Consider the following 23083-nt stretch of genomic DNA (forward strand, 5'->3'; position numbering starts at 1 on the left):
GTCCATGATCCAGCCTATATGCCACAAGGCCGTATCGCCACATCAACTATTTCACCGATGGAGAGCAGGCAAAAGGGAACGGAGCGCATCGACATTTCAAAGCAGATTCCGAGATACCTTTGCCATAACCCGGAAACACGCGGCACTATTCGGTTAACTAGCACTTCGAGGCTTCGATCGCCTCTACGCTCCGTCTTAAGTAAAGGTTAGCACCCTACAAACAATTATTTGTGATTTTTCTAATTATTTACGTATGAATAGAATTGTTAATTTTTTACTCTGCTCACAAGGCGTATCACTAATATTATTCAGTTCCGCACATGGGCTGACTGATTTGAATTCTTTGGCATGAATTACTTGGTGCCCCCGGCAGGACTTGAACCCGCGACCCTGGAATTATGAGTTCCCTGCTCTAACCGTCTGAGCTACAGGGGCATAGTCATTAGGTTATATCGAAGACTCACTTCTTTGCCAACTTGACCCGGTCCTTACCGAGAAATTGTGATCGAACCGAAAGGCGAAAGCTCTTTAAACTGGCAGACTTTGCAGAGGCTGCCTTCGTTTTCTGGGTGGCGTGCGCCGCATTTTTCACATCGCGCTGTTGTAACCGTAAATAGTTTTTTGGTTTTATCTTCGAGCAAATCACTAAGAGTTACTTCGCCTTGCACCCAAATCCCCTGCTCTGGACATAAACTTACACAGCGATTTTCATTTCTACAAAGATCAACGTGGTGGAGCAAAACACTGGACTTTTCACGATCGACCATCTCCAGTGCATCGTGTGGACAGGCTCGCACACACACTCCACACGCAGTACAAGCCGTTACACCCAGGCGCGCGCCACCCAATTTATTTTCAAGGCCAGACAAGGCTCCGATCCTTCCCTGAGAACGTAGCAGTTCTAGAGCGCGAATGGTGCGATCGACGTCGTCACCTACAAAAGAGAAGGGAGGGTTTTCGGCGATAGTGAAGCCGAGGATAACTCTCCTGGGCAACGGAATCGAACCGACGACGAGCACGTCATCACCGCGTCGAAAGAAACGGCGAAAACCTTGGAACTGAGAGACGAGACCGGGAGTAACGTTCTCCCATTCATGAAATTGGGCTACAGAGGCAGCATCGCTTTCGTCTACCTCCACATAAACATGCTCAATTCCTAGAGCAAGCAACTGTGCTGGAAGACCAATAGACGCTTGGGAGAGCTCATCATTCCACTGGATAATCTGCGTTTCACGCGGGCTCTTAGTTAACGATGACCGACTTCCCGTTACGACGGCGTAGCGCGGCAAATCACGAGCAAATAACCACCGCAAAAGAAAACGAATATTTTCCGAATTCTCCACCGTCAGCCTTTCTTTTTATGCCGAGACAGGTCTAGGTATTAACCGTAGATAAGATTCTATGGTGGCTACCCTGCCTACGTATCCTAAAGCCTATCTATTGTGAACGCTAATAGTTAATGCATACTGCGTCGCTTGCACCACAAACACTCGATTTACGTCAAACATTGTTCACACAATTGCTCCGAATTTTATATATGATCGAGAGCTTGCGGTAGACTCCGAGTCATGGAGTTTTTCGGCATTTCAGGCACAGAGTTTGTGGTGATTGCATTGGTCGCATTGCTCGTCTTGGGACCAAAATCAATCGCTCAATTTCTCCATGTTTTCAAAGGCGGAGTTGCAAAGGCTAAAGCGTTCTCATCACGATTACGTGAAGAGTCGAAAGTTGAAAATTATGTTCCATCTGTGGATCTTTCGGAATTTGATCTTAGGAGTCTCGACCCGCGGCAGGTAATTCGTGATGCGGTTCAAGAAGAAATGCAAGCATGGATGGAACAATCGAATTTAACAACTAAAAACAACACCTCTGCAGGTACGAAGCTCACAGATTCCGACCGCAAGGTCACACCGCCATGGAAACTTAACGATTCCACACCTTAGTCTTTTAATAATTAATCAACGCATATCACTGAAGGAAAGAAATGAAGCCAGTCCACATTATTGTCTTGCTCCTTGTTATTATCATTGTTTTCGGAGCAGCCAAGCTACCTGACATTGCTCGTTCGATTGGCCAGTCAGCGAAGATCCTCAAGAAGGAAATGAAGGAACTCACCGAAGACGAAAAGCCCAATGAATTAGGTGATGGCACAAATGAGGGAACAAAGTAGGCAAACTAGCTTCGCTGTTACACTATGGTAACGATTCGAAAGAAACCAAACCCTGAAGCCGTCATGCCCGTGCGCATGCATATCCAGGAGCTTCGTAAACGAATTCTGCTGTCTATTGCGGGAATATTCCTAGCCTCAATCGTCGGATGGTACATATATGACCCCGTTTTGGTATGGATTCAATCCCCACTCAAAGCAATTGATTCAGATAGCGCACGTCTAAATTTTCAAACGATTGGTGCTGCATTTGATTTGAAGCTACGGCTATCTTTGTGGATTGGAACGCTTTTAGCAAGCCCCTGGTGGGTCTACCAGATTTTTGCATTTATTTCTCCAGGTCTACGGAGAAAAGAACGAAATAGTCTGGTAGTTTTTGGATTCGCGGGAGTTATCCTGTTTGCTGCTGGAGCTGCCAGTGCAATCATTATGATTCCACGCGCCGTTGAGATCCTTGCTTCATTCACTCCACCAGAATCACTTACATTACTTAGAGCAGATTCATACATAACTTTCTATACGCGACTAGTACTGGCTTTCGGAATTTCTTTCCTTATCCCTGAGATTCTTGTGGTATTGAATTTCCTTGGAATGCTTAGTTCCAAGTCCATGCTCAAAGCTTGGCGATGGGCAATTGTATTGGCATTTACCTTTGCCGCTATTGCAAATCCGCTCCCATCACCGTGGCCGATGACCATTCAAGCAGGAGTGCTTATTCTTCTTTACCTGCTTGCTATCGCAATTTCTGCTCTCCATGAAAAACACCTGAAAAAGAAATCGAAGACGATTACAGACCTAACAACTACTGAAAGGAATGCCTATGGCACACCACGATGACGCAGATAAAATAAACCAACTGAATCAGTGGATTAAAATCGTCGAAAATGAGCTTGAGCTAAATGGCACCCTTGCCCCAGTTCAATCAGAACTCTTGAAATTAATTTCAACTGTGGCTCATGGGCCATCCCGCCCTGGAGCCCCACTGACTGCGTACTTGGTCGGATACTTAGCAGGATCAGACCAAGCTAAGAATCCGCATGACATTATCGATTCGATTCAGAAACTGGCTGAAAACTACGAATCCTGAACCTAACTTCTGAGTTGATTCAAGAATCAAACAATATAGAGTTCCCTGATCCCTAAAGTATTAAAACTTTAGGGATCAGGGAACTCTTTACAGCCTGCCAGTTGTTCGAAACAATTTTACGCGCATAATGACTTTTCTCGATAACGGATTAAGTATCAGTTTCATCGAATAACCTACGCTGATTTTCGAGTTCGATAAGTCTCGCAAACAGCACTGATTGTTGTTCAGAATCATTGCACCGTTGCATCTCACTACGAAGATCTGCGATTTGACGCATGAATCCGTGACGCACCAGAGACATCATCACTCCTCGAACGTAGCGCCACATATCTGAAGCACGATCCTCAGCAATAGGTTCAACAGCCAAATGGGCAATCGCAGACTTCACATCATCGGGAGCCCCGTCCATGATTTTGTTGACATACCACGTCGTCGCACCCATTTGAGCTTGTTCTTCATCGACACCTTGGTCAAGAAGCTGGTGAATATAGTTTTGGAATATCCCTACGCCACCAGCTCCTTGAATTGTGTCAAAGACATAGCGGTGAATAGGGAGAGTAAAGGATTGACTAGGCAAACTCTGTACATTCGCCTCTTGTGCCATACGGGGAAGCTGAACCATAATTTCAAGGGCGGCACGCTCAACTTTCTCGATCGGATCACGGATTAAGTCGCGTTCTTTTAATATAGGCTCAGCAGTACTGTGTTCTTCTTCCTCACGGTCTTCCGTTGTTGCAGTAATAGCCAGTGTTTGCGCGTTCAACGCTTTTGCCGCTTCGTGAACAGATAACTGTACCGAAGTTTCATCCATTCCAAGCCACCCCGAAAGTTCACGGGTATATTCGTGGCGAAGAACGCGATCCTTAATAGAAGCAACGATAGGTGATGCTGCCCGCAAACCCGCTGCACGCCCCTCGGCATTTTCTAGTGGAAGATCCTTCAATAGCGAACGAATAACAAATGCAAAGAGTGGCTCTCTGCTCGAAATAATCTCCAGCACCGCGGCATCACCGTATTTCATACGAACTTCGCAAGGATCCAAACCACCAGGTGATATCGCAACGAAAGTCTGTGCACCAAAATTTTGATCTTCTTGGAAAGCCCTAATCGCCGCTTTTTGCCCTGCAGCATCGCCATCAAAGGTGAAGATTACTTCCCCACCCATACTCTGGCCTGTATGGAGCATGACGCCGGATCCTGGTGCCTGAGTATCGCGTAAAAGCCGCCTAGCAATCTTCACATGTTCATGACCAAACGCTGTTCCACAAGTTGCCACGGCGTGTGGAACGCCTGCTAAGTGTGCGGCCATAACGTCAGTATAACCCTCTACCACAACAATCTTGCGGTCGGTCGAAATTGCTTTTTTCGCTCGATCTAAACCATAGAGGACTTGAGACTTCTTATAGATACTTGTTTCAGGAGTATTGAGATATTTGGGGCCATCGTCGTCATCGCGCATGCGGCGCGCCCCAAAACCGATCGGATCACCCGTAATAGAGTGAATCGGCCACATGATTCTGCCACGAAAACGATCGTAGGCACCTCGCGTTCCTTGGGTAACCAGCCCCGCAGCAAGAATCTCTTTTTCGGTAAACCCACGTTTGCGCAGTTCTTTAAGTAACGAATCCCAGGTATTAGGCGAATACCCGATTCGATACGAAGCAATAACTGAATCGTCAAAGCCGCGTTCATAGAGCAACTCTTTGGCAGCTCGGCCTTCAGGAGTAAGTAAGTTTCGAATATAGAACTCTTCAGCAACGCGATTGGCATCGATAAGCCTAGCACGAGTGGGTTCACCTTGATTTCGTGAAGATTGCACGCCGTTGTCTTCATATTCGACGTGAATACCAGACTTTCGTGCGAGCAACTCAACGGCCTCAACAAAGGAGATATGCTCGATTTTTTCGACGAAAGAAATAGCATCCCCGCCTTCTCCGCAACCGAAACAATGCCAACGTCCCACATGCGGACGGACATTAAACGAGGGAGTTTTTTCGTCGTGGAATGGGCATAACCCTTTCAACGAGCCAGTGCCAGCGGATTTGAGCGTGATGTATTCAGAAATCACATCTTCGATCCTGGTTCGGTCTCGAACCTCCTCGATAATTTCACGCTTAATCAATCCAGCCATGAAGGTATTCTAACCGCAATTCAGAGATTTAATTACGCAGCATCCCACAAAGATGGGCATGCCACTGACGTGCAGACTGGTCTGTCAAAGAAGCAATTTGATCGGCAATGACGCGGCGCCGATCCGCTTCGGTTTCGGCAGCATTCCAAAAACCTAGAAAAACCGGCTCAAGTCGTTCGCGTGGTGCTTCGCTGATCGCGTCCATCAGATCATATAGCAAAGAGCGTTGTGTGTAATATACCGGCTCGTGTTCGCGAGGCTGCATAACGTAGTGAACCGCCATCCCTTTCAACAAGAGAATCTCCGCCTTAGTTTCATCTGGGATAACAACATCTGCACTGTAGCGAATTAATGGATCGTTGCCATATTCACCGATGGTTGCCTGAGAAACTGCAAATACGAACCTTCCGATAAGATCAGAAGTCAAATCTTTTAAGAGTGCCAAATCACGCAGATTTCCTGAAAACTCTCGTGGCCATGTAGGCATCTGAGAGAGTCGATTAAAAGCCTGTGTAAGCTCATCTTCGGTGGCAGCTCTGCCATACCAATTCAAAGTTGAAGCAACGATCTGCTCTCTATCCATCATCATATTTGACAAGACCAATGGAGATTGCCCAGAATTTGAGCTCGACGTGATGCTGTGGACAACGGCATCTTCCACGTCATGAACAGAATAAGCAATATCGTCAGATAAGTCCATCACCTGGGCTTCCATGCACCTGCGATGCTCATAGCTTTGGTGAGACCATTCGAAAACGGCACGGTCGTCGTCGTAAGCACCAAATTTTCTCGATGTTGACGCCGGTTTCTCACCTTGCATCCATGGGTATTTAATCGTGGCATCTAAGGTGGCACGCGTAAGGTTCAATCCCGCAGACCTACCATCTGCATGGAAACGCTTTGGCTCAAGTCGCGTAAGCACTCGCAAGGTCTGGGCGTTTCCTTCAAATCCACCGATATCGCTGAGCATATCATCAAGAGCATGTTCGCCGTTATGACCAAAAGGTGGATGTCCAATATCGTGGCACAAACAGGCTGTTTCCACGATATCTGGATCGCAACCTAGAATCTTTGCAAGTGAACGACCAACCTGTGCAACTTCAAGAGAATGCGTCAAACGGGTGCGAATAAAGTCATCGGATTCTGGCCCAAGAACTTGTGTTTTAGCGCCGAGACGTCGCAAAGCTGAGGAATGTAATACACGAGCACGATCTCTTTCAAAATCGGTTCGAGCATTATTTTTCGGTGGCTCGGTCACCCACCGCTCAACGTCTGTCGCTTCATAATCTGTGTGCACAACATCTACGATACCGAGTTTTCGTGGCACAATAAGACTGTGCATACGGATACTTCAAATTATGAGCTAACATCACAAACGCCAGAAGACTCCGATACGACCGTCCTTCATTCCAAGTTTCGCCATTCATCACCTTGGTTCGACTATGCCACATGGTACCGAGTTCACCCTAATAGAGTCGAAACCACCGACGATGTTCTAACGCTGATTGCAACCGGTGCTCGCCACGGAATTCGCACGATAACCGTACCGGGGATTGCGCCAGACGGCGACCCTCGCTACCGAGATCGTGTTCTTTCAAAGGCACAACAGCGCGAAATCAGAATCTTGGTAGATATTAGTTCAGAGATGTATGAAGCCTATGGAATTGCATCTCCTTTCAGCTACGAAAATTTAACTGACCTCGTTCATCTTTGGATCGAATCAGGAGCTAGAGGAATCGAATTAGGGAATTTTTCGTGTTTTACTGACTCACAAGACATTACGGTTTTTGGCACACACCGACTTGCCTCCTTGGAGAAGCTAGTAAATGTTCTTGACCCGGAGGCTGCTATCTCTATTGGTTTTCCTCAGATTACCGATGAAATCTTGAATGCCTGGTTAGACACAAATTTCTATAACATCGTTCGTGCAGAATTCCATATTCAAGACCACACAATCGAGTCATTCACCAGCTATCTTCAAAAAACCTACGCAACTTTTGATCAGTTCAACCGAATGACAACTTGGAATCTTCGCCCAGATATCCTTAACGAGGCACACCATACCCTTTCAGCTTCAGCTCGCGTATGCATTATTCTGGCTCTTCCGGGAATAGTTTACTTCGAGAGCAAGGCCATGGGTTACTCCCCTTTTACGCGCCATGCTCTACGTTTACGCGAAACTCTGGCGCTTCATAATGCCAGTATCGCAGTTGCACACAATTCTCAGCCAGGTGTCTGCCACCTGTTGGTTGGACCGATTGAGATACGAATCAATGTAGAGCGCTCGGAAGGCGAAATTCTTCCTCCAGATTGTGAAATCTTGCTTTCGTCGTCGGGAAACTTGCCGATGGCAGACGACGGCACCTCACGGATACTGCCCTTAGGCGAAGTGGTGTGGATAGATCATCGGTCTACTAGTAGATCATAATTACGTCCAGCTCAGCCCCCTGAAACACCGATCTCAGCTTCGTGAATCTTTGCGCGTTGCATTTCATTTAAGGTGTGGCTATCGAGCCAGGACTCGGGAAGATGTGGCCGTTTGGGATTGCCTGCTCGTCCGCGAGCTCCTTGCGCTGCCTGCGGAAATTCTTGGTCAAGATCCAGCTTGCTAAGCCGTTGTTTAAGCTCCTCAAGAGTGCTAACCAAGCCCAGTTCATGACGTACTTCCCCGCCGACTGAAAAGCCACGCATATACCAACTCATATGCTTGCGCATTTCGCGCAAAGCGCGGTGTTCGTCATCGAAATGTTCGATAGACAGTTGCGCATGGCGCACAATTACATCGGCAACTTCTCGCAACGTGGGTCGATACCGTTCTGTACTCCCGTGCTGAGCCGCGGCGATATCGAAGAAAATCCACGGGCGTCCCTGACATCCGCGTCCAATCACGACGCCGTCACAACCAGTGTAATCCATCATCCTCTGTGCATCGCTTGCTTCAAAGACATCCCCATTACCAAAAACGGGCAGATCCGAACACTCTTTGAGGATCGCTATCTTTTCCCAATCTGCTTCTCCCGCATAATGCTGCTGGGTGGTACGTGCATGCAGGGTTAATGCACTGATACCTGCGTTACGTGCAATTTTCGCAACATCCCTATATGTCTCATGATCATCGTCTATCCCGATCCGAAATTTAGCGGAAACTGGAACCTGGTGTGATCGATGCTTAGAAGTAGCCTCTGATGCTTCGACTGCTGCTGTAACTACCTCTTCGAATAAGTCGTGTTTCCAGGGCAATGCCGAACCGCCACCTTTTCTGGTGACTTTGGGCACCGGACACCCAAAATTTAAGTCAATATGATCTGCTAGGTCTTCTTCGATGAGGATCTTCACCGCAGCTGCTGTGGTTGCAGGTTGTACGCCGTAAAGCTGTACGGACCTTACCGGATCACCTACATCCGGTTTTACCATATTCAGAGTCTCAGGAATGCGTTCCACCAATGCCCGAGTCGTAATCATTTCGCAGATATACAGCCCAGCTGGTGCATAAGTTCCGTCGGTGCGTCCTGAGGGTGCTTCAAAATTGCCACTTTGCGCACCAAGCTGCCCAAATTCCCGGCAAATCTGGCGAAAAGGTGGATTTGTAACTCCGGCCATTGGCGATAACATCACCGGAGTTCCAATGGCTACTTCACCAATATTGATCATGATTAGTATGCCTTTCCTGGCGAAACAGGAGCGAGGATAGCAGCAATTACCGTCGTCATCGGAATTGCCAATACCAGTCCGATAGAAGCCACTAAGGTTCGTACAATTTCTTCAGCGACTTCACCGATCACGAAGAAATCAATGAATCCACGATCAATTAAAGCCGCTGCCATCAGGAGCGGAAGTGCAGTTCCAACATAGGCGAATGCCAAAGTGTAGACAGTGGAGGCGATGTGATCGCGACCCACCACCATACCTTGACGAACCAGTTGTTTCCTGCTCGCTGAAGGATTTGCGGTATGTAGTTCCCAGACGGTTGAAACCTGCGTAATTGTAACGTCATTCAGGGCACCAAGACCGGCAAGAACCATTCCCGCCAGCAGAATTTGTTGCATCGAGACACTGGGAAGATGCCCTGTCAAAGAGATTGCGGCATCGCTATATGTTCCGGTCAGATTACTGCTGCCAATCGAAATTACCGCAGCCAAAGCCGTGATTAGGAGACCCGCAAATGTACCGATCACTGCCGTGGTTGTTCGGATTGAGATCCCATGGGCAAAGTAAATGGAAGCAAACATCATGGCTGCAGAACCAACCGCGACCACCAAGAACGCCGGTTTCCCTGCCATAAGTGCGGGCAAAAGGAAGAATACGACGACGGCAAGAGATACCGCTAACCCAACCAGCGCAGCAAGTCCCTTACCACGTGCAACCAGGGCAACTACCAGAATGTAGATAATAACGATGGCCGCCAGAGGCATATTTCGATGGAAATCCACAAAGATGTAGGCTGTTCCAGTAGAGATTGCATCTGGTGAGAATAAAGCTTCTACAGAGTCACCTACATCTAAACCGTTTTTGACGATTTCCAAAGGGACGCTGAGCGAAACATCAACCCCATCAAGCTTCATCTTCACTGGGGTCTTACCATTTTGGTCCGTTTTACCAATCGCGGAGATCTCTCCAATTACCTTTTCGGTTCCTGGGGCATTGAGTTCATAGGATCCAACTTTAGATTCCGCAGCAGATGGCCACAGTAAAATCATGGCTATGACCGTTAGAATCGCAATCGGCACAATTATTGCTGAAAGCAAGCGAATAACTTTCTTCCGAGACTGTGGATCTAGATCCAAACGGCCCGAATGAGAATGCGAGTGCATGTGGTGATGAAGATTCTCTGAGGTATTCGAAAGGGTGCGACTTGTTTCATCCGCACCCTTCGATTTATTTAAAAAGTTCACACAAGTCCTTGACTCAGGCGCCAATGAGCTTTCCAGCTAGGAATTGCTCAACCTCGGCGATCGGAATACGAATCTGTGCCATCGTATCGCGATCACGTACGGTTACTGCGTCATCCTCTAGCGAGTCGAAATCAACCGTGATGCAGTAAGGAGTTCCAATCTCGTCTTGACGACGGTAACGACGACCAACTGCACCTGCATCATCGAAATCAATATTCCAATGACGACGCAGGTTCGTTGCGATTTCACGTGCGAGCGGCGAAAGCTTTTCTGACCTTGATAACGGAAGTACTGCTGCCTTGACTGGAGCAAGACGTGGATCGAGTTTAAGAACAATACGCTTGTCTACGCCACCCTTGGTATTTGGAGCTTCATCTTCGGTGTACGCTTCAACTAGGAAGGCCATCATCGAACGCGTCAGACCTGCTGAAGGCTCGATGACGTACGGAGTGTAACGTTCGCCGGTTGCTTGGTCAAAGTATTCAAGCTTCTTTCCAGATGCTTCGGAGTGTGAAGAAAGATCGAAGTCCGTACGATTTGCAATTCCTTCGAGCTCTCCCCATTCGCTTCCCTGGAAACCAAAACGGTATTCGATATCGACCGTACGCTTAGAGTAATGCGAGAGTTTTGCCTGCGGATGCTCGTAGAGGCGAAGGTTTTCTGGAGAAACACCGAGTTCCTTGTACCATGCCACGCGAGCATCAATCCACGACTGGTGCCACTCTTCGTCTTCACCTGGTTTAACGAAGAATTCGAGCTCCATCTGTTCGAATTCACGAGTACGGAAAATAAAGTTGCCTGGCGTAATTTCGTTACGGAAAGACTTTCCAACCTGGCCTATTCCAAACGGAGGCTTGCGGCGCGCCGTCGTCAATACGTTATTAAAATTAACGAAAATTCCCTGTGCGGTTTCTGGACGAAGATAGTGCAAGCCTGATTCGTCGTCAACTGGTCCTAAGTAGGTCTTGAGAAGTCCCGAGAATGGCTTAGACTCGGTCCAGGTTCCGCGGTTGCCACAATTTGGGCATGCAACGTCGGACATTGAAACTTCTTCTTCGGCGATTCCCTTCTTCTCTGCATATTCTTCGATAAGTTGGTCTTCACGCAGGCGTTTATGGCACGACGTGCACTCAATAAGTGGATCAGAAAAGGTTGCAACATGACCAGATGCTACCCATACCTCACGAGGAAGAATGATTGAGGAATCGAGACCAACGACGTCCTCACGCGCAGTAACATTTGCCTTCCACCACTGGCGCTTGATGTTTTCTTTGAGCTCAACACCAAGTGGACCGTAATCCCATGCCGAACGAGTTCCACCATAGATTTCACCCGCTGGGAAAACGAAGCCACGACGCTTCGCAAGAGAAATTACGTTGTCTAACCGAGATGGTGCAGGTTTACCCATGAAATACACTCCTTGTTGAGTCCACATCTGGCTGATGTGGTGGTTTTTCTGCCACTGGCTGTGGCAGTGTCCAAGCACCGAATCCGGTTGCCGAACGTTGGTAAAGGGTTCAAAATTCCCTCTACCATTTAGATTGTACGAAACAACGCTCAAAGATGATAACAATGCCTTGAAATTCTGAGAACAAAGGTCAAATATCACACGCCTTTGGCTTGACTATCACACCTCAAATAATGAGAATTGTTCGCATGAAGGAAAAAATGTCAACGAAATTTGCCGCAGTGGTTGGTGCAGCTGCATTAGCACTTGCTGGCTGTTCAGGATCGGGAACCGATTCAAAGTCTTCGTCGAAACTCAACGTAAGTACATCGTTCTATCCTATCACCTACTTGGTTGAGAAGATCGGCGGAGATGCCGTTAAGGTTAACGACCTTACTCCTCCTGGATCCGATGCGCACGGTGCCGAACTTTCACCTGCTGAAATCGCGAAGATGGAGAAGTCAGATCTCGTTATTTACCTTGAGACAATGTCCCCATCCATTGATAAAGCAGTGAAGACGGCGAAAATCAAGGAGACAATGGAAATCGGTAAGTCCGTGGGACTACTGCCTCGAACTGAGATCGCTGCGGTTTCGGAACAACTTCCAAACGTTGACGATGCTGAAGGCCACGACCACGAAGCCGAAGGCCACGACCACGAAGCCGAAGGTCACGACCACGAAGCCGAAGGTCACGACCACGAAGCTGAAGGTCACGACCACGAAGCTGAAGGTCACGACGAGCATGGACACAACCACGGTGTTAATGATCCACACTTCTGGACCGATCCAAGCCGCCTAGCTAAGGCAGCACCACTAGTTGCAGATGAACTTGCCAAGCTAGATTCAAAGAACGCTGATATGTTCAAGAAGAACGCAGCTAAGGTTTCCGATGAACTTACAAAGGCCGCTTCTGATTTCAAGTCAACTCTGGCTGACAAGCAGTGCACCACCCGATCATTTGTGGTAACCCACCTCGCTTTCGGATACCTCGCAAAGGAAAACAATCTAAAGCAGATTGGAATTGCATCTTTCGATCCTGACCTTGAACCATCACCAGCACGAATTGCTCAAATCAAGGAAATCGTTGCACGAGATCACGTCAACACGATCTTCACTACCTCTGACCAAGAGATGAAGGTTGCAGATTCGGTTGCGAGGGAGACTGGAGCAAAGGTTCAAGTGCTTGATCCTGCAGCTACGAAGCGCAATAAGGACAAAGACTACCTAGATGTGATGAAAGAGAATTTCGAACTTCTTTCGAAGTCAATGAGTTGCAAGTAAAATCAACGTGAGATTAATAATGCGCTGGTTGCTGATGCAGATTATCGGCAACCAGCGCATTATTAATATATACTGCACGCCCCCAGAATAAGGACCCGAATGAGTACAACCGTCATTGAGGTACAAGATCTTCATGTGAAGATCGGTGCGGCCCACATTTTACAAGGTATTGATTTTAAAGTTGATCAAGGGGCAACCGTTGCCATCTTGGGCCCGAATGGATCAGGAAAATCTACCCTCATTCGGTCACTCGTCAATGCAACCCCGTACTCATCTGGCCATATCAGGCTCTTTGGTAAAGAACTTTCCAATACACGTAAAGTTGCCTGGAAAAATATCGGATATGCGCCACAGAGAGTCACCGCAACCTCTGGTGTTCCAGCAACAGCTCTCGAAACTGTTCAAAGTGGTTTAGTATTCGGCACTTCGCTTCGATTACCTAAGAACTCCAAAGAGCGAGCACAACATGTACTATCAATGGTTGGGCTCGCACATCGCGCTCATGAATCAGTCCAAACTTTCTCAGGTGGCCAACAGCAACGAATTTTGATTGCTCGTTCATTAGTGAAAAATCCTCAACTCCTTGTGCTTGATGAACCCTTTGCGGGAATTGACAAGGAATCACGGGAAAGCATCATTTCGCTCTTGCACCAATTAAAAGCAAACGGCGTCACGCTCGTTCTTGTTCTACACGAACTATATGGTTTAGAGGATCTCATCGATTATTCGGTCTTGCTAGAACACGGCAAAGTAGTTTCTCAAGGCACTTCCCTATCCTTCATCGGACAAGAAGAACACGGTCACCCGGAACACGACCACCAACACCCTCACGAGCCTTACGAGCCTTACGAGCCTTACGAGCCTTACGAGCCTTACGAGCCTTACGAGCCTTACGAGCCTAGTTTCCAGACTTCTGAGTTAGGAGGTCATCTTTCATGATTCTTGAAATGCTCTCGTCATCACTTATGCAGCGTGCGTTGATTGTTGCTCTACTTGTGGGGCTTGCTGCGCCAGTTGTTGGTACCTATCTTGTGCAACGAAAACTAACTCTATTAGGCGACGGAATCGGTCACGTTGCGTTAACCGGTGTTGCCTTGGGTTGGATTGGTGCTGGTCTCGCGCAAGCTACCAACCGAGATGCCTGGGCTGTTCCGGGGGCAATCTTGGCTTCCGTCGTCGGTGCGCTCCTTATCGAATGGATGCGAACCCGAGCAAACTCCTCAGGCGACGTCGCTCTGGCACTTTTGTTTTACGGAGGTATCGCTGGAGGCGTCCTATTAATCGGAATTGCGGGCGGGACCACCACCAATCTCAACGGCTACCTCTTCGGTTCAATTTCAACCGTCACTGAACTTGATATGTGGCTAACCGTTGGACTTGCCCTATTCATCATTGCCGTAGGAATAGGGTTACGTCCGGCCTTGTTTACTCTGTGTCACGATGCCGAATTTGCACGGGCATCTGGGCTTCCCGTTGGTTTCTTATCAGTTCTCATTTCAGTCACCGCTGCCTTAACGGTTTCGGTTGCGATGCGAGTCGTCGGTGCACTTTTAGTTTCAGCTCTCATGATCGTCCCCGTCGCAATTTCACAGATGATCACTCGATCTTTCCGTGCCACTATGGCATTGGCAATGGGCATTGGTGTAGTCGTGAGCATCTCTGGACTGACGATTACCTATGTTAGACCATGGTCGCCAGGTGCAACGATCGTCTTGCTTGCGGTTGGAATCTACTTGATCGTTGCAATCATCCGTCCTACAATCATCTCGGTGTTTCATCGAAACCATATCGCTGAGCCGCATCAACTCGTTGATTCGGACTTAGTGGTACTTAACAGCAACAAGGATTCGGTCAGTTCGCGGTGTCAGAACAACACATACTAACCACAATCTAGTGTTTATGCGCTAATATCCTTGTTATCGAAGAACGCATGGCGTTATCCGTTCTTCAAAAGGAGGAAAAATGCAGAGAATGACCAAACAGCGTTCTGCAATTATTGAGCTCTTGCGCACGCAGAATAACTTTCTGTCTGCTCAAGATATTTTTGAGTTGCTACGCAAAGAGGGGCACAACATTGGATTAGCAACGGTTTATCGGAATCTTCAGGCAATGGCACAAGTTAAGTCCGTCGATGTCGTTCGTCAAGAGGACTCAGATGTGCAGTTGTTCCGGTACTGCGCTGACGACAATCACCATCACCATTTAGTGTGCAGGAACTGTGGGAAAACAGTTGATATTCAAGGTGAAGCAGTTGAACAGTGGGCAGCTAAGATTGCCCATGAACATAATTTTACCGGAGTTACCCATTCGTTAGAGCTCTACGGACAATGTTCTGCATGTGACGATAAACCAGCAAAAAGAGAGTTTTTTAATTAACTATGGAAGAATTTGCGGTTCACCTGCCTATTAAGCTTGGCCAGTTTCTCAAGCTAGCATCATTAGCGGAAAACGGCGCAGAAGCAAAGACCTTGATTGCTGAAGGCTACGTATTCGTCAACGGCGAAGAAGAAAAGCGTCGCTCTCATCAGCTCGTTGATGGTGACGTCGTTTCAGTAGAAGATGATTACGGAAACAGCGTTTCGATTAAAGCGGTTGAAGCCTAAAAATTAACTCGACTTCACTTGGTGGGTGGTTGAAGAACCAAAAGGTTCATTAACCACCCACCAAACTATTTCCAACTAACAGTAGTCAGCCAACTGCTTCGATAGAGAGGCATACCGCTTCGTTTTTAATGCCCGATGATGCAGTCACGCCCAAGGAGCACCTTGAGATCACCATAGAGACTCGGGCTGGCAGTAACACCAAAGCGGCGATCAAACTGAACAACCGTCGTCTTCTTTGCTTGCTTAATGTGTACCCGTACTGGCGCATTGCCCGGATACTGTAGCAATAGCTGTTTGAACCGGTCCATCAACTCTGAGGTACACATCCGCTCAGCGAGTTGCAGGTCAACCGGCAAATCTGCGTCGATATCCGTTGGCGGCATAGTCATTTCGCGTGCGTTAAGCGAAACAGCACCATCACGAATCGATACCCGTGCGGTGACGGAGACGACGGAATCTTGCAGTAGCATCGAGGAAACCGTCTGATACGTTGCCGGGAAGAAGTTAACTTCAACCGATCCAGTAAGATCCTCTACAATCGCCGTCGCCCAAGCTTTTCCGTTTTTCTTCGAAATACGCGTCTGAACCGAGGAAATAATTCCTGCAACCACCACGTTCGCGCCATCACTTAAGGACTCGTTATCTAGCAACTCAACAATCGTAGTGTCGGAATTACGGTTCAAGAATGGTTCAAGGCCAGAGAGAGGATGATCTGAAACATAAAGGCCGAGCATATCTCGTTCGAGATTCAGCTTTTGCTTCTTGTCCCACTCAGGAATATCAGGAACCGCCACGTCGAAACCGCCAGAAGCCTCAGCTCCCCCGAGGTCACCGAACAAATCAAACTGACCGGCTGCTTCATTCCTCTTAACGGAAACCACCGAGTCCACAGCTTCTTCCACGATGCCTAGAAGCGAGCGGCGAGTATACCCCATAGAATCGAAGGCACCTGCTTTAATGAGGCATTCTAAAGCGCGTTTATTACAAACCTGGAGTGGAACTTTATCAAGGAAGTCTTGGAACGACGTAAAGGCTCCCTTTTCCTCACGAGATGAAATAATTCCGTCAACAACGTTGGAACCCACGTTTCGAACAGCTGCGAGTCCAACGCGGATCTCTTCTCCAACCGCCCAGTAGTCAGCGCGGGAGCCGTTAACATCTGGAACCAGTACCGGAATGCCCATGCGACGGCATTCAGCTAGGTAGGTTGCTACCTTTTCCTTCTTTCCAGTGTTCGAGGTTAGAAGAGCTGCCATGAATTCTGCAGGGTAGTGTGCCTTGAGGTAGGCAGTCTGATAGGAAACCAGTGCGTAAGCTTCCGAGTGGGATTTGTTAAACGCATAGGACGAGAACGGAACCAAAATCTCCCACAGTGTATCAATCGACTCTTGGGAATATCCGTTGTTACGCATACCAGCGGAGAAGCCCTCAAACTGTTGCTGTAGTACCTCGGCTTTCTTTTTGCCCATTGCCTTACGCAAAATATCTGCTTGACCGAGGGTAAATCCAGCCAGTTTCTGAGCGATACGCATGACCTGCTCTTGGTACACAATCAAGCCATGCGTCTGACCCAAAATATCTTCCAAGGCTTCTTCAAGCTCGGGATGGATCGGCGTCTTCTTCTGCAAACCATTTTTACGAAGCGCATAGTTAATATGCGAATTTGCACCCATCGGTCCTGGTCGATAAAGAGCCGAAACCGCGGAAATATCCGCAAAATTGTCCATCTTCATCTGCTTGAGAAGGCTTCGCATTCCGCCACCATCAAGCTGGAAAATGCCTAGAGTTTCAGCTCGAGCGAGCATCTCATAGGTTTTCTTGTCATCTAATTCAACTTCATCAATGCTCGGAGGATTCTTATCGTTTTCTACCGCATTTCGAAGCGCATCGTTGATGACCGTCAAGTTAGACAACCCCAGGAAGTCCATCTTGATCAGTCCTAATTCCTCACATTGTGGGTATTCAAATTGAGTGAGAATAGCGCCATCTTTTGCATTCTTCATAATTGGGATCACGTCTGTGAGAGGTGCAGACGACATAATCACCGCACAAGCGTGCATACCGGTTTGGCGTACCAAGCCTTCCAGCCCCAAGGCGAGGTCGAAGACTTTCTTCGCGTCAGCATCGCCGTCGACCGTTGCCCGGAATTCACTGGCCTCATTAAAACGGGGATGTTCCTTATTATAGATCTGGTTGACGGGGATATCTTTACCCATAACCGACGGAGGCATTGCCTTTGTGAGGCGGTCTCCCATTTCAAAAGGGTATCCAAGCACACGAGAAGCGTCTTTAAGCGCTTGCTTGGATTTAATAGTACCGAAGGTTACAACCTGAGAAACTTTGTCTTTCCCATACTTCTCTTCCACATACTCGATAACTTCTCCGCGACGCCTATCGTCGAAGTCGATATCAAGGTCGGGCATGGAGACTCGTTCTGGGTTCAAGAACCTCTCGAAGAGCAAATCGTGACGTATGGGGTCAAGCTGCGTGATTCCTAGCGCATACGCCACCATCGATCCTGCACCTGATCCACGGCCCGGTCCTACACGAATTCCTTGACGTCGAGCCCATTTAATGTAATCCGAAACCACCAAGAAATAGCCGGGGAATCCCATATTGACGATAACGTCAACTTCGTAATTCGCACGTTGGCGAACGTGATCTGGAATCTTTTCACCGAAGCGCTCATGCAGACCATTTTCAACTTCACGAATGAACCACGATGTCTCGTCCTCCCCTGGCGGTACCGGGAATTTCGGCATAAAGTTTGCACCATCTTTGGTTGTTTCAAACTTGATATTGCAACGTTCGGCGATCAACAAAGTATTTGAACAAGCTTCTGGAATATCGGCAAAAAGCTCCTGCATTTCTTGCGTAGAGCGCAGGTAGTAGCCCTCACCGTCGAACCTGAATCGATCGGGGTCCATCAATGTTGATCCAGAATTAATGCACAGCATTGCGTCTTGAATCTTTGCATCAGTTTTCTTGACGTAGTGCGAATCGTTCGTCGCAATAATCGGTGCCCCGATCTGACGTGCTAGCGCAACCAGATCTTTTTGAACCTTGCGTTCAATCTCGATGCCATGATCCATAATCTCAACGAAGAAATTATCTTTTCCGAAAATATCCTGGAGCTCTCCAGCGGCTCGTAATGCTTCGTCGTACTGTCCAAGACGCAAACGAGTCTGTACCTCACCAGAAGGGCATCCTGCGGTGCCGATTAAGCCTTCGTGATAAGTCTCAAGCAAATCACGGTCCATACGCGGCCACTTGCCCATCTGACCTTCGATAGATGCCAGCGACCCCATCCGGAATAGGTTGTGCATTCCGGTGTTGTTTTCACTGAGCAGAGTCATATGGGTATAGGCACCACGAGCGGAAACATCATCGGATGCTTGTGCGGGAGTTCCCCATTTGACTCTGGTGTTATCGAATCGTGAGGTGCCAGGCGTCATATATGCTTCGACGCCGATGATAGGCTTTACCCCAGCTTGTATTGCAGCTTTCCAGAATTCGAAGGCGCCAAAAAGGTAACCGTGATCGGTAATTGCCACTGCCGATTGTCCTTGCGCCGCAGCCTCATTGACCAACTTATTGATTTTCGCAGCACCATCAAGCAAAGAATAATCAGTGTGTACATGAAGATGAGCAAAATCCTGTTGAGCAACCATGGTCTAAGTCTACAAAGTGTCGAGCCGATTGTGGACATCAGTTTTGGATCGCACTTGGTTTAGTCCTTAACGAACCCGAGATATCACCAAATTCAGTAACATGAGTTCCATCACTAGGAGGATTATTAGCTCAGCCACTCCATGTCTCGATGCTTGATCCCCGCATCGAGATAAATACGATCATCAATTTCTCGATAACCTAATGCTTGGTAGAAAGGTACGGCCTGAAGCTGAGCAGAAAGAACACTGCGCACCTTGCCATCGTTATCGGCAAATTTTGCTAAGGCGATGCTATGGGCAGTCTCCATCAATAGCCGACCAACTCCCAGACGGCGTGCGTTCTTCCGAACCGCTACCCTACCAACATGGACTTCACCATTATGGTCAGGCAAAATACGTGCAGTTGCGTAATCCTTTTCCCCGTCGCTAATTAAGATATGAACCGTCTTCGGGTCACGATCTAGGTGATCAAGCTCTTCTTCCTCAGGTACATTCTGCTCATGAACAAAAACTTCGAGGCGAATCTCAAAACACCGCAATAGCTCAGCTTCAGTTGATACTTCAATGGCCTTAAGCATCATCACATCACTCCTTCCCGCATCTGGTCCAAGGCATACTGGAGATCATCTGGATAAACCGAGTGAAATTCAACGTACTTCCCGGTCCGAGGGTGAGTAAACCCAAGGTTGACCGCATGAAGCCACTGTCTACTTAAGTTTAGCTTCGAAGCTAAAGTGGGATCAGCGCCATACATCTCATCACCCACACATGGATGCTTCGTAGCAGCCATATGAACGCGAATCTGGTGTGTTCTTCCAGTTTCGAGGTGTACTTCCAAGAGCGTTCCACCGGACATCGCTTCTAAAGTGTCATAATGAGTAACGGCGAATTTTCCGTCTTCGCGAACCCCCATTTTCCACTGATGGCGATGATCGCGACCAATTGGAGCTTCAATGGTACCAACGGTTGGATCTGGATGTCCCTGCACCAAGGTGTGGTAAATCTTCGTGACGGTACGGTCTCGGAAAGCTTGTTTCAGAACCGAATAAGCAAGCTCAGACTTAGCAACAACCATCGCTCCGGTGGTCCCCACGTCAAGCCTGTGCACAATTCCCTTGCGCTCAGGAGGACCCGACGTCGTTAATCGCACCCCGGAAGCAAGAAGTGCACCAAGCACGTTGGGGCCCTCGAAGTTCAAGGACGCGTGTGCAGCTACACCTACCGGTTTGTCGACGACGATGATGTCGTCGTCTTCATACAAAATATCCATTCCTGAAACAGGAGTTGGAATCGGTTCTAGGGACGGCGGTGCGGGGATATCTATTTCGATAATCGTCCCTGAAACGATCTTCATTGAAGACTTTGCTGCCACTTCGCCATTAATCCAAACTTTTCCTTCGGCGATCAGATCAGAACACTTTGATCTCGATATCCCTGTAAACCGGGAAAGCGCCGCGTCTAAACGCTCTCCTTCAAATTCAGGAAAAACTGGATACGTCTTTACACTCACCTATTTGCCTCACTATGACGACAGTCTAGTTCTCCACCTGCGTGGTTTCGTTTGGTTCTTGGGTGGCTTCCTCTGGTGGAAGGGTGGGGTCAATTGCTTCAATCACGATGAATGCAATAACTCCAAGAACAAGCGCAATATCTGCTACGTTTCCGATGAACCAACCATTGTAGTTAATAAAGTCCACAACGTGACCACGACCGATTCCAGGTTCGCGAATTAAGCGATCAATAAGGTTTCCGACGGCACCGGCCCAGATCGTTGAAAGAATAATCCTCTGCGGTGTACGAGGATATTTTTTCAAGATAAATGGCATTGCGATAGCAACAAAGATGGCGAAGATTGTAAAGACCCACGTTGATCCATTACCAAGTGAAAAGGCAGCTCCGGAGTTATACGTAAGCTTTAAAGATAGCCACTTTCCAATGACTTCAATTTCGCGCCCTTGTGAGAGTTGAGACTCCGCCCACAGTTTTGTGAGCTGGTCGCATGCAACGATAACCAGCAAAATACTCAATGGAATAATCCAAAAATCGCTACGTTTTTTCACATCTATACTCTATCAATAAAGCAGATCTTGCCATGGTAACGACGATCGGTACGATCGGTGAAAGCAAAACACAAGTATCTTAACTATCAAAATACAAAAAGGAGGGCACCGCGACGATGCCCTCCTTTTTGTAAAGAATTCTCAGATCTGGCCTTTTTGTCCCGAACCGGAAGTCTCAACGTTGTTGAGGAGAGACTCGAGGTAGCTCTTCAAGCGAGTACGGTAGTCACGCTCAAACTCGCGTAGCTCGGAAATCTTACGCTCAAGTAGTGAACGCTCTTCTTCCAGCTTGGTGAGGGTGCGGTTGTGAATATCCTCAGCTTCGGTGATGATGCGGGTCCGTTCAGACTCAGCTTCGGTGATGATGCGCTCGGACTCTGCCTTACCGTTTGCTACGTATTCATCGTGGAGACGCTGTGCAAGGGAAAGCATGCCGGTTGCAGACGCAGCCTCGTCGGTTCCCGTTGCCGCGAAAGAAGCAGTGGAATCAGGACTTGTTGGCTGGGACTCGACCTGCTGCGGAACAGCAGCTCCAGAAGCGGTTTCAAGCTCGGTAACACGTGCTTGTGCCGACTTCAGCTGTGCTTCGAGTTCAGCCTTATCCTTGGTAAGTTGAGCGATAGTTTCAGCGACTTCATCAAGGAAAAAATCGACTTCATCCTGATCGTAACCATCTTCAACGCGCTTGGGCTCTTTGAAGCGCATGTTGACAACGTCATTTTCCGTCAGCATTGCCATGTTAGTACCTCGTGTCTAAGTTATGTTTGATAGCAAATATTTTTCTCCGAGTACCACACGCAGACGGTGGTAACTTCGAGGTAAATACCTGTTCTTATTCAAAGTTACAGGTATTTCTTATCACATTCCAACAGAACACCGCTAGAAAACGAAAAAGTACATTAATTTTCGCTTATCTCCAAAAACGGAAAGTGTTGGAAAACCGCCAATTATTCTTTAAATAACTAGAGCGATCTGGGTGAGTAGAAACATAAAAAGTTTAATTGCGAAGTAGAGCACTATAAAGCCAACGTCCAAGGCAACTCCGCCAAAACGAACTGGAGGAATAATTCGACCGATCCAGCGCAACGGAGGATCAGACAAACGATAAACCCAGTTCGCTACCACAAGTAGCACTCCTTGAGGCTGCCAGTTACGAGCAAAAATCTGCGCAAAATCGAGGATCACTCTACCGAGCAAAACAAGAATATACAGCTCACAAGTCCAATATAAAATGTTGAGTACAATTCCTAGCAACGTTCAAGGACCTCAGCGTGCAAAATCATGTTCATCGTCTGAGCCACGGGAATCAATGCTGACGCTGTGCGGCGTCAACAGGAAAACATCGTCGGAAATACGAGAGAAAACACCCTCAAGACCGAAACAAAGACCCAGAGCAAAATCAACAATGCGAGCACGTTCGTTATCCGCGGCTTCACTTAAATTGAGGATTACAGGCAAACCGTTACGGTACTCCACTGCGAAGTCTTTAATATCTTTGTACGAAGAAACCCAAACAGTAACGATTCGAGCAATATCAACGTTAGCAACGGAACGAATAGGGGTAACGTCGGCATCTTCCGACTCAAAGTATTCCTCGTCCGTATAATCGACGAAATCACCGTCTTCGTAAGCGAAATCTTCGTCCTCAACGACGGCCTTTTGGTTGATTCGATCTAGAAAACCCATGTTCTCTCCTTAGCTAAGCATGCTGATATAAAACTATTAAAGATCCTAGGCAAAAC

The 23083-nt window shown here is 47.8% G+C and carries 23 protein-coding genes and 1 tRNA gene; 10 read left to right on the forward strand and 14 right to left on the reverse strand.

Features of this window, described 5'->3' with window-relative positions:
* Positions 1 to 358 precede the first annotated feature (358 nt).
* Positions 359 to 435, reverse strand: a tRNA-Ile gene (locus tag EIH22_RS06405).
* 53 nt (positions 436 to 488) lie between these two features.
* The gene (locus EIH22_RS06410; RefSeq protein WP_160149038.1) at positions 489 to 1343 is read right to left on the reverse strand and encodes a 4Fe-4S dicluster domain-containing protein; all 855 of its coding nucleotides are present in this window, start codon (positions 1341 to 1343) and stop codon (positions 489 to 491) included.
* 225 nt (positions 1344 to 1568) lie between these two features.
* Between EIH22_RS06410 and EIH22_RS06415 the strand changes: the two genes are divergently transcribed.
* The 4 genes from EIH22_RS06415 to EIH22_RS06430 are packed head-to-tail and all read left to right on the forward strand — an operon-like array spanning position 1569 to position 3254.
* Positions 1569 to 1943, forward strand: coding sequence for a Sec-independent protein translocase subunit TatA/TatB (locus tag EIH22_RS06415; protein WP_124054977.1), 375 nt, complete (start codon positions 1569 to 1571; stop codon positions 1941 to 1943).
* Between the two features lie 41 nt (positions 1944 to 1984).
* Positions 1985 to 2170 (forward strand): twin-arginine translocase TatA/TatE family subunit, encoded by a 186-nt coding sequence (tatA, locus tag EIH22_RS06420; RefSeq protein WP_124054978.1) that lies wholly within the window; start codon positions 1985 to 1987, stop codon positions 2168 to 2170.
* 24 nt (positions 2171 to 2194) lie between these two features.
* Positions 2195 to 3004, forward strand: a complete 810-nt coding sequence (tatC, locus tag EIH22_RS06425) for a twin-arginine translocase subunit TatC (protein ID WP_235001799.1) — start codon at positions 2195 to 2197, stop codon at positions 3002 to 3004.
* Positions 2988 to 3254, forward strand: coding sequence for a DUF6457 domain-containing protein (locus EIH22_RS06430; protein WP_124054979.1), 267 nt, complete (start codon positions 2988 to 2990; stop codon positions 3252 to 3254). Before tatC ends, EIH22_RS06430 begins: the two co-directional genes overlap by 17 nt.
* Before the next feature lie 148 nt (positions 3255 to 3402).
* Here the strand turns inward: EIH22_RS06430 and dnaG are convergent, their stop codons facing one another.
* Complete coding sequence (dnaG, locus tag EIH22_RS06435; RefSeq protein WP_124054980.1) at positions 3403 to 5385, reverse strand: DNA primase; 1983 nt, start codon at positions 5383 to 5385, stop codon at positions 3403 to 3405.
* 28 nt (positions 5386 to 5413) lie between these two features.
* Positions 5414 to 6727: a deoxyguanosinetriphosphate triphosphohydrolase gene (locus EIH22_RS06440; RefSeq protein WP_124054981.1), complete on the reverse strand. Its 1314-nt coding sequence runs from the start codon at positions 6725 to 6727 to the stop codon at positions 5414 to 5416.
* Between EIH22_RS06440 and EIH22_RS06445 the strand changes: the two genes are divergently transcribed.
* Entirely contained in the window at positions 6722 to 7813 is a 1092-nt protein-coding gene (locus EIH22_RS06445) for a hypothetical protein (RefSeq protein WP_124054982.1), read from the forward strand. The genes EIH22_RS06440 and EIH22_RS06445 overlap by 6 nt on opposite strands.
* 11 nt (positions 7814 to 7824) lie before the next feature.
* Here EIH22_RS06445 and dusB read toward each other — a convergent pair whose 3' ends face one another.
* Genes dusB through EIH22_RS06460 form a run of 3 tightly spaced genes read right to left on the reverse strand, consistent with a single transcriptional unit; the run spans position 7825 to position 11685 of the window.
* On the reverse strand, positions 7825 to 9036 hold the full coding sequence (gene dusB / locus EIH22_RS06450; protein ID WP_200829198.1) for a tRNA dihydrouridine synthase DusB: 1212 nt from the start codon (positions 9034 to 9036) through the stop codon (positions 7825 to 7827).
* Between the two features lie 2 nt (positions 9037 to 9038).
* Positions 9039 to 10277 (reverse strand): YibE/F family protein, encoded by a 1239-nt coding sequence (locus EIH22_RS06455; RefSeq protein WP_235001800.1) that lies wholly within the window; start codon positions 10275 to 10277, stop codon positions 9039 to 9041.
* A gap of 13 nt (positions 10278 to 10290) precedes the next feature.
* A complete protein-coding gene (locus EIH22_RS06460; RefSeq protein ID WP_124054983.1) occupies positions 10291 to 11685 on the reverse strand; it encodes a glycine--tRNA ligase in 1395 nt (464 codons plus the stop codon).
* A gap of 260 nt (positions 11686 to 11945) precedes the next feature.
* Here EIH22_RS06460 and EIH22_RS06465 point away from each other — a divergent pair, with 260 nt between their 5' ends.
* The 5 genes from EIH22_RS06465 to EIH22_RS06485 all read left to right on the forward strand — a co-directional run bounded on the left by EIH22_RS06465 (position 11946) and on the right by EIH22_RS06485 (position 15610).
* Complete coding sequence (locus EIH22_RS06465; RefSeq protein ID WP_235001801.1) at positions 11946 to 13007, forward strand: metal ABC transporter substrate-binding protein; 1062 nt, start codon at positions 11946 to 11948, stop codon at positions 13005 to 13007.
* A gap of 99 nt (positions 13008 to 13106) precedes the next feature.
* Positions 13107 to 13946 carry a metal ABC transporter ATP-binding protein gene (locus EIH22_RS06470; RefSeq protein ID WP_124054985.1) on the forward strand — a complete coding sequence of 280 codons (840 nt, stop codon included), beginning with the start codon at positions 13107 to 13109 and terminating at the stop codon, positions 13944 to 13946.
* The gene (locus EIH22_RS06475) at positions 13943 to 14890 is read left to right on the forward strand and encodes a metal ABC transporter permease (RefSeq protein WP_124054986.1); all 948 of its coding nucleotides are present in this window, start codon (positions 13943 to 13945) and stop codon (positions 14888 to 14890) included. The genes EIH22_RS06470 and EIH22_RS06475 overlap by 4 nt, the downstream gene beginning before the upstream one ends.
* Before the next feature lie 88 nt (positions 14891 to 14978).
* Complete coding sequence (locus EIH22_RS06480) at positions 14979 to 15383, forward strand: Fur family transcriptional regulator (protein WP_327537495.1); 405 nt, start codon at positions 14979 to 14981, stop codon at positions 15381 to 15383.
* A gap of 2 nt (positions 15384 to 15385) precedes the next feature.
* Complete coding sequence (locus EIH22_RS06485; RefSeq protein ID WP_124054988.1) at positions 15386 to 15610, forward strand: RNA-binding S4 domain-containing protein; 225 nt, start codon at positions 15386 to 15388, stop codon at positions 15608 to 15610.
* 125 nt (positions 15611 to 15735) lie between these two features.
* On the opposite strand, the gene dnaE is transcribed toward EIH22_RS06485, so the two are convergent.
* The 7 genes from dnaE to EIH22_RS06520 all read right to left on the reverse strand — a co-directional run bounded on the left by dnaE (position 15736) and on the right by EIH22_RS06520 (position 23027).
* Positions 15736 to 19281 (reverse strand): DNA polymerase III subunit alpha, encoded by a 3546-nt coding sequence (dnaE, locus tag EIH22_RS06490; protein ID WP_124054989.1) that lies wholly within the window; start codon positions 19279 to 19281, stop codon positions 15736 to 15738.
* Between the two features lie 125 nt (positions 19282 to 19406).
* Positions 19407 to 19862, reverse strand: a complete 456-nt coding sequence (locus EIH22_RS06495; protein ID WP_124055159.1) for a GNAT family N-acetyltransferase — start codon at positions 19860 to 19862, stop codon at positions 19407 to 19409.
* The gene (locus EIH22_RS06500; RefSeq protein ID WP_124054990.1) at positions 19862 to 20791 is read right to left on the reverse strand and encodes an RluA family pseudouridine synthase; all 930 of its coding nucleotides are present in this window, start codon (positions 20789 to 20791) and stop codon (positions 19862 to 19864) included. Before EIH22_RS06500 ends, EIH22_RS06495 begins: the two co-directional genes overlap by 1 nt.
* A 25-nt stretch (positions 20792 to 20816) precedes the next feature.
* Complete coding sequence (lspA, locus tag EIH22_RS06505; protein ID WP_200829200.1) at positions 20817 to 21341, reverse strand: signal peptidase II; 525 nt, start codon at positions 21339 to 21341, stop codon at positions 20817 to 20819.
* Between the two features lie 141 nt (positions 21342 to 21482).
* Positions 21483 to 22079, reverse strand: coding sequence for a DivIVA domain-containing protein (locus tag EIH22_RS06510; protein WP_124054991.1), 597 nt, complete (start codon positions 22077 to 22079; stop codon positions 21483 to 21485).
* A gap of 216 nt (positions 22080 to 22295) precedes the next feature.
* A complete protein-coding gene (locus EIH22_RS06515) occupies positions 22296 to 22595 on the reverse strand; it encodes a YggT family protein (protein ID WP_124054992.1) in 300 nt (99 codons plus the stop codon).
* 12 nt (positions 22596 to 22607) lie between these two features.
* A complete protein-coding gene (locus tag EIH22_RS06520; RefSeq protein ID WP_124054993.1) occupies positions 22608 to 23027 on the reverse strand; it encodes a cell division protein SepF in 420 nt (139 codons plus the stop codon).
* Positions 23028 to 23083: the final 56 nt, after the last annotated feature.

This window comes from Arcanobacterium ihumii (genome assembly GCF_900604515.1).
Classification (GTDB): Bacteria; Actinomycetota; Actinomycetes; order Actinomycetales; family Actinomycetaceae; genus Arcanobacterium_A; species Arcanobacterium_A ihumii.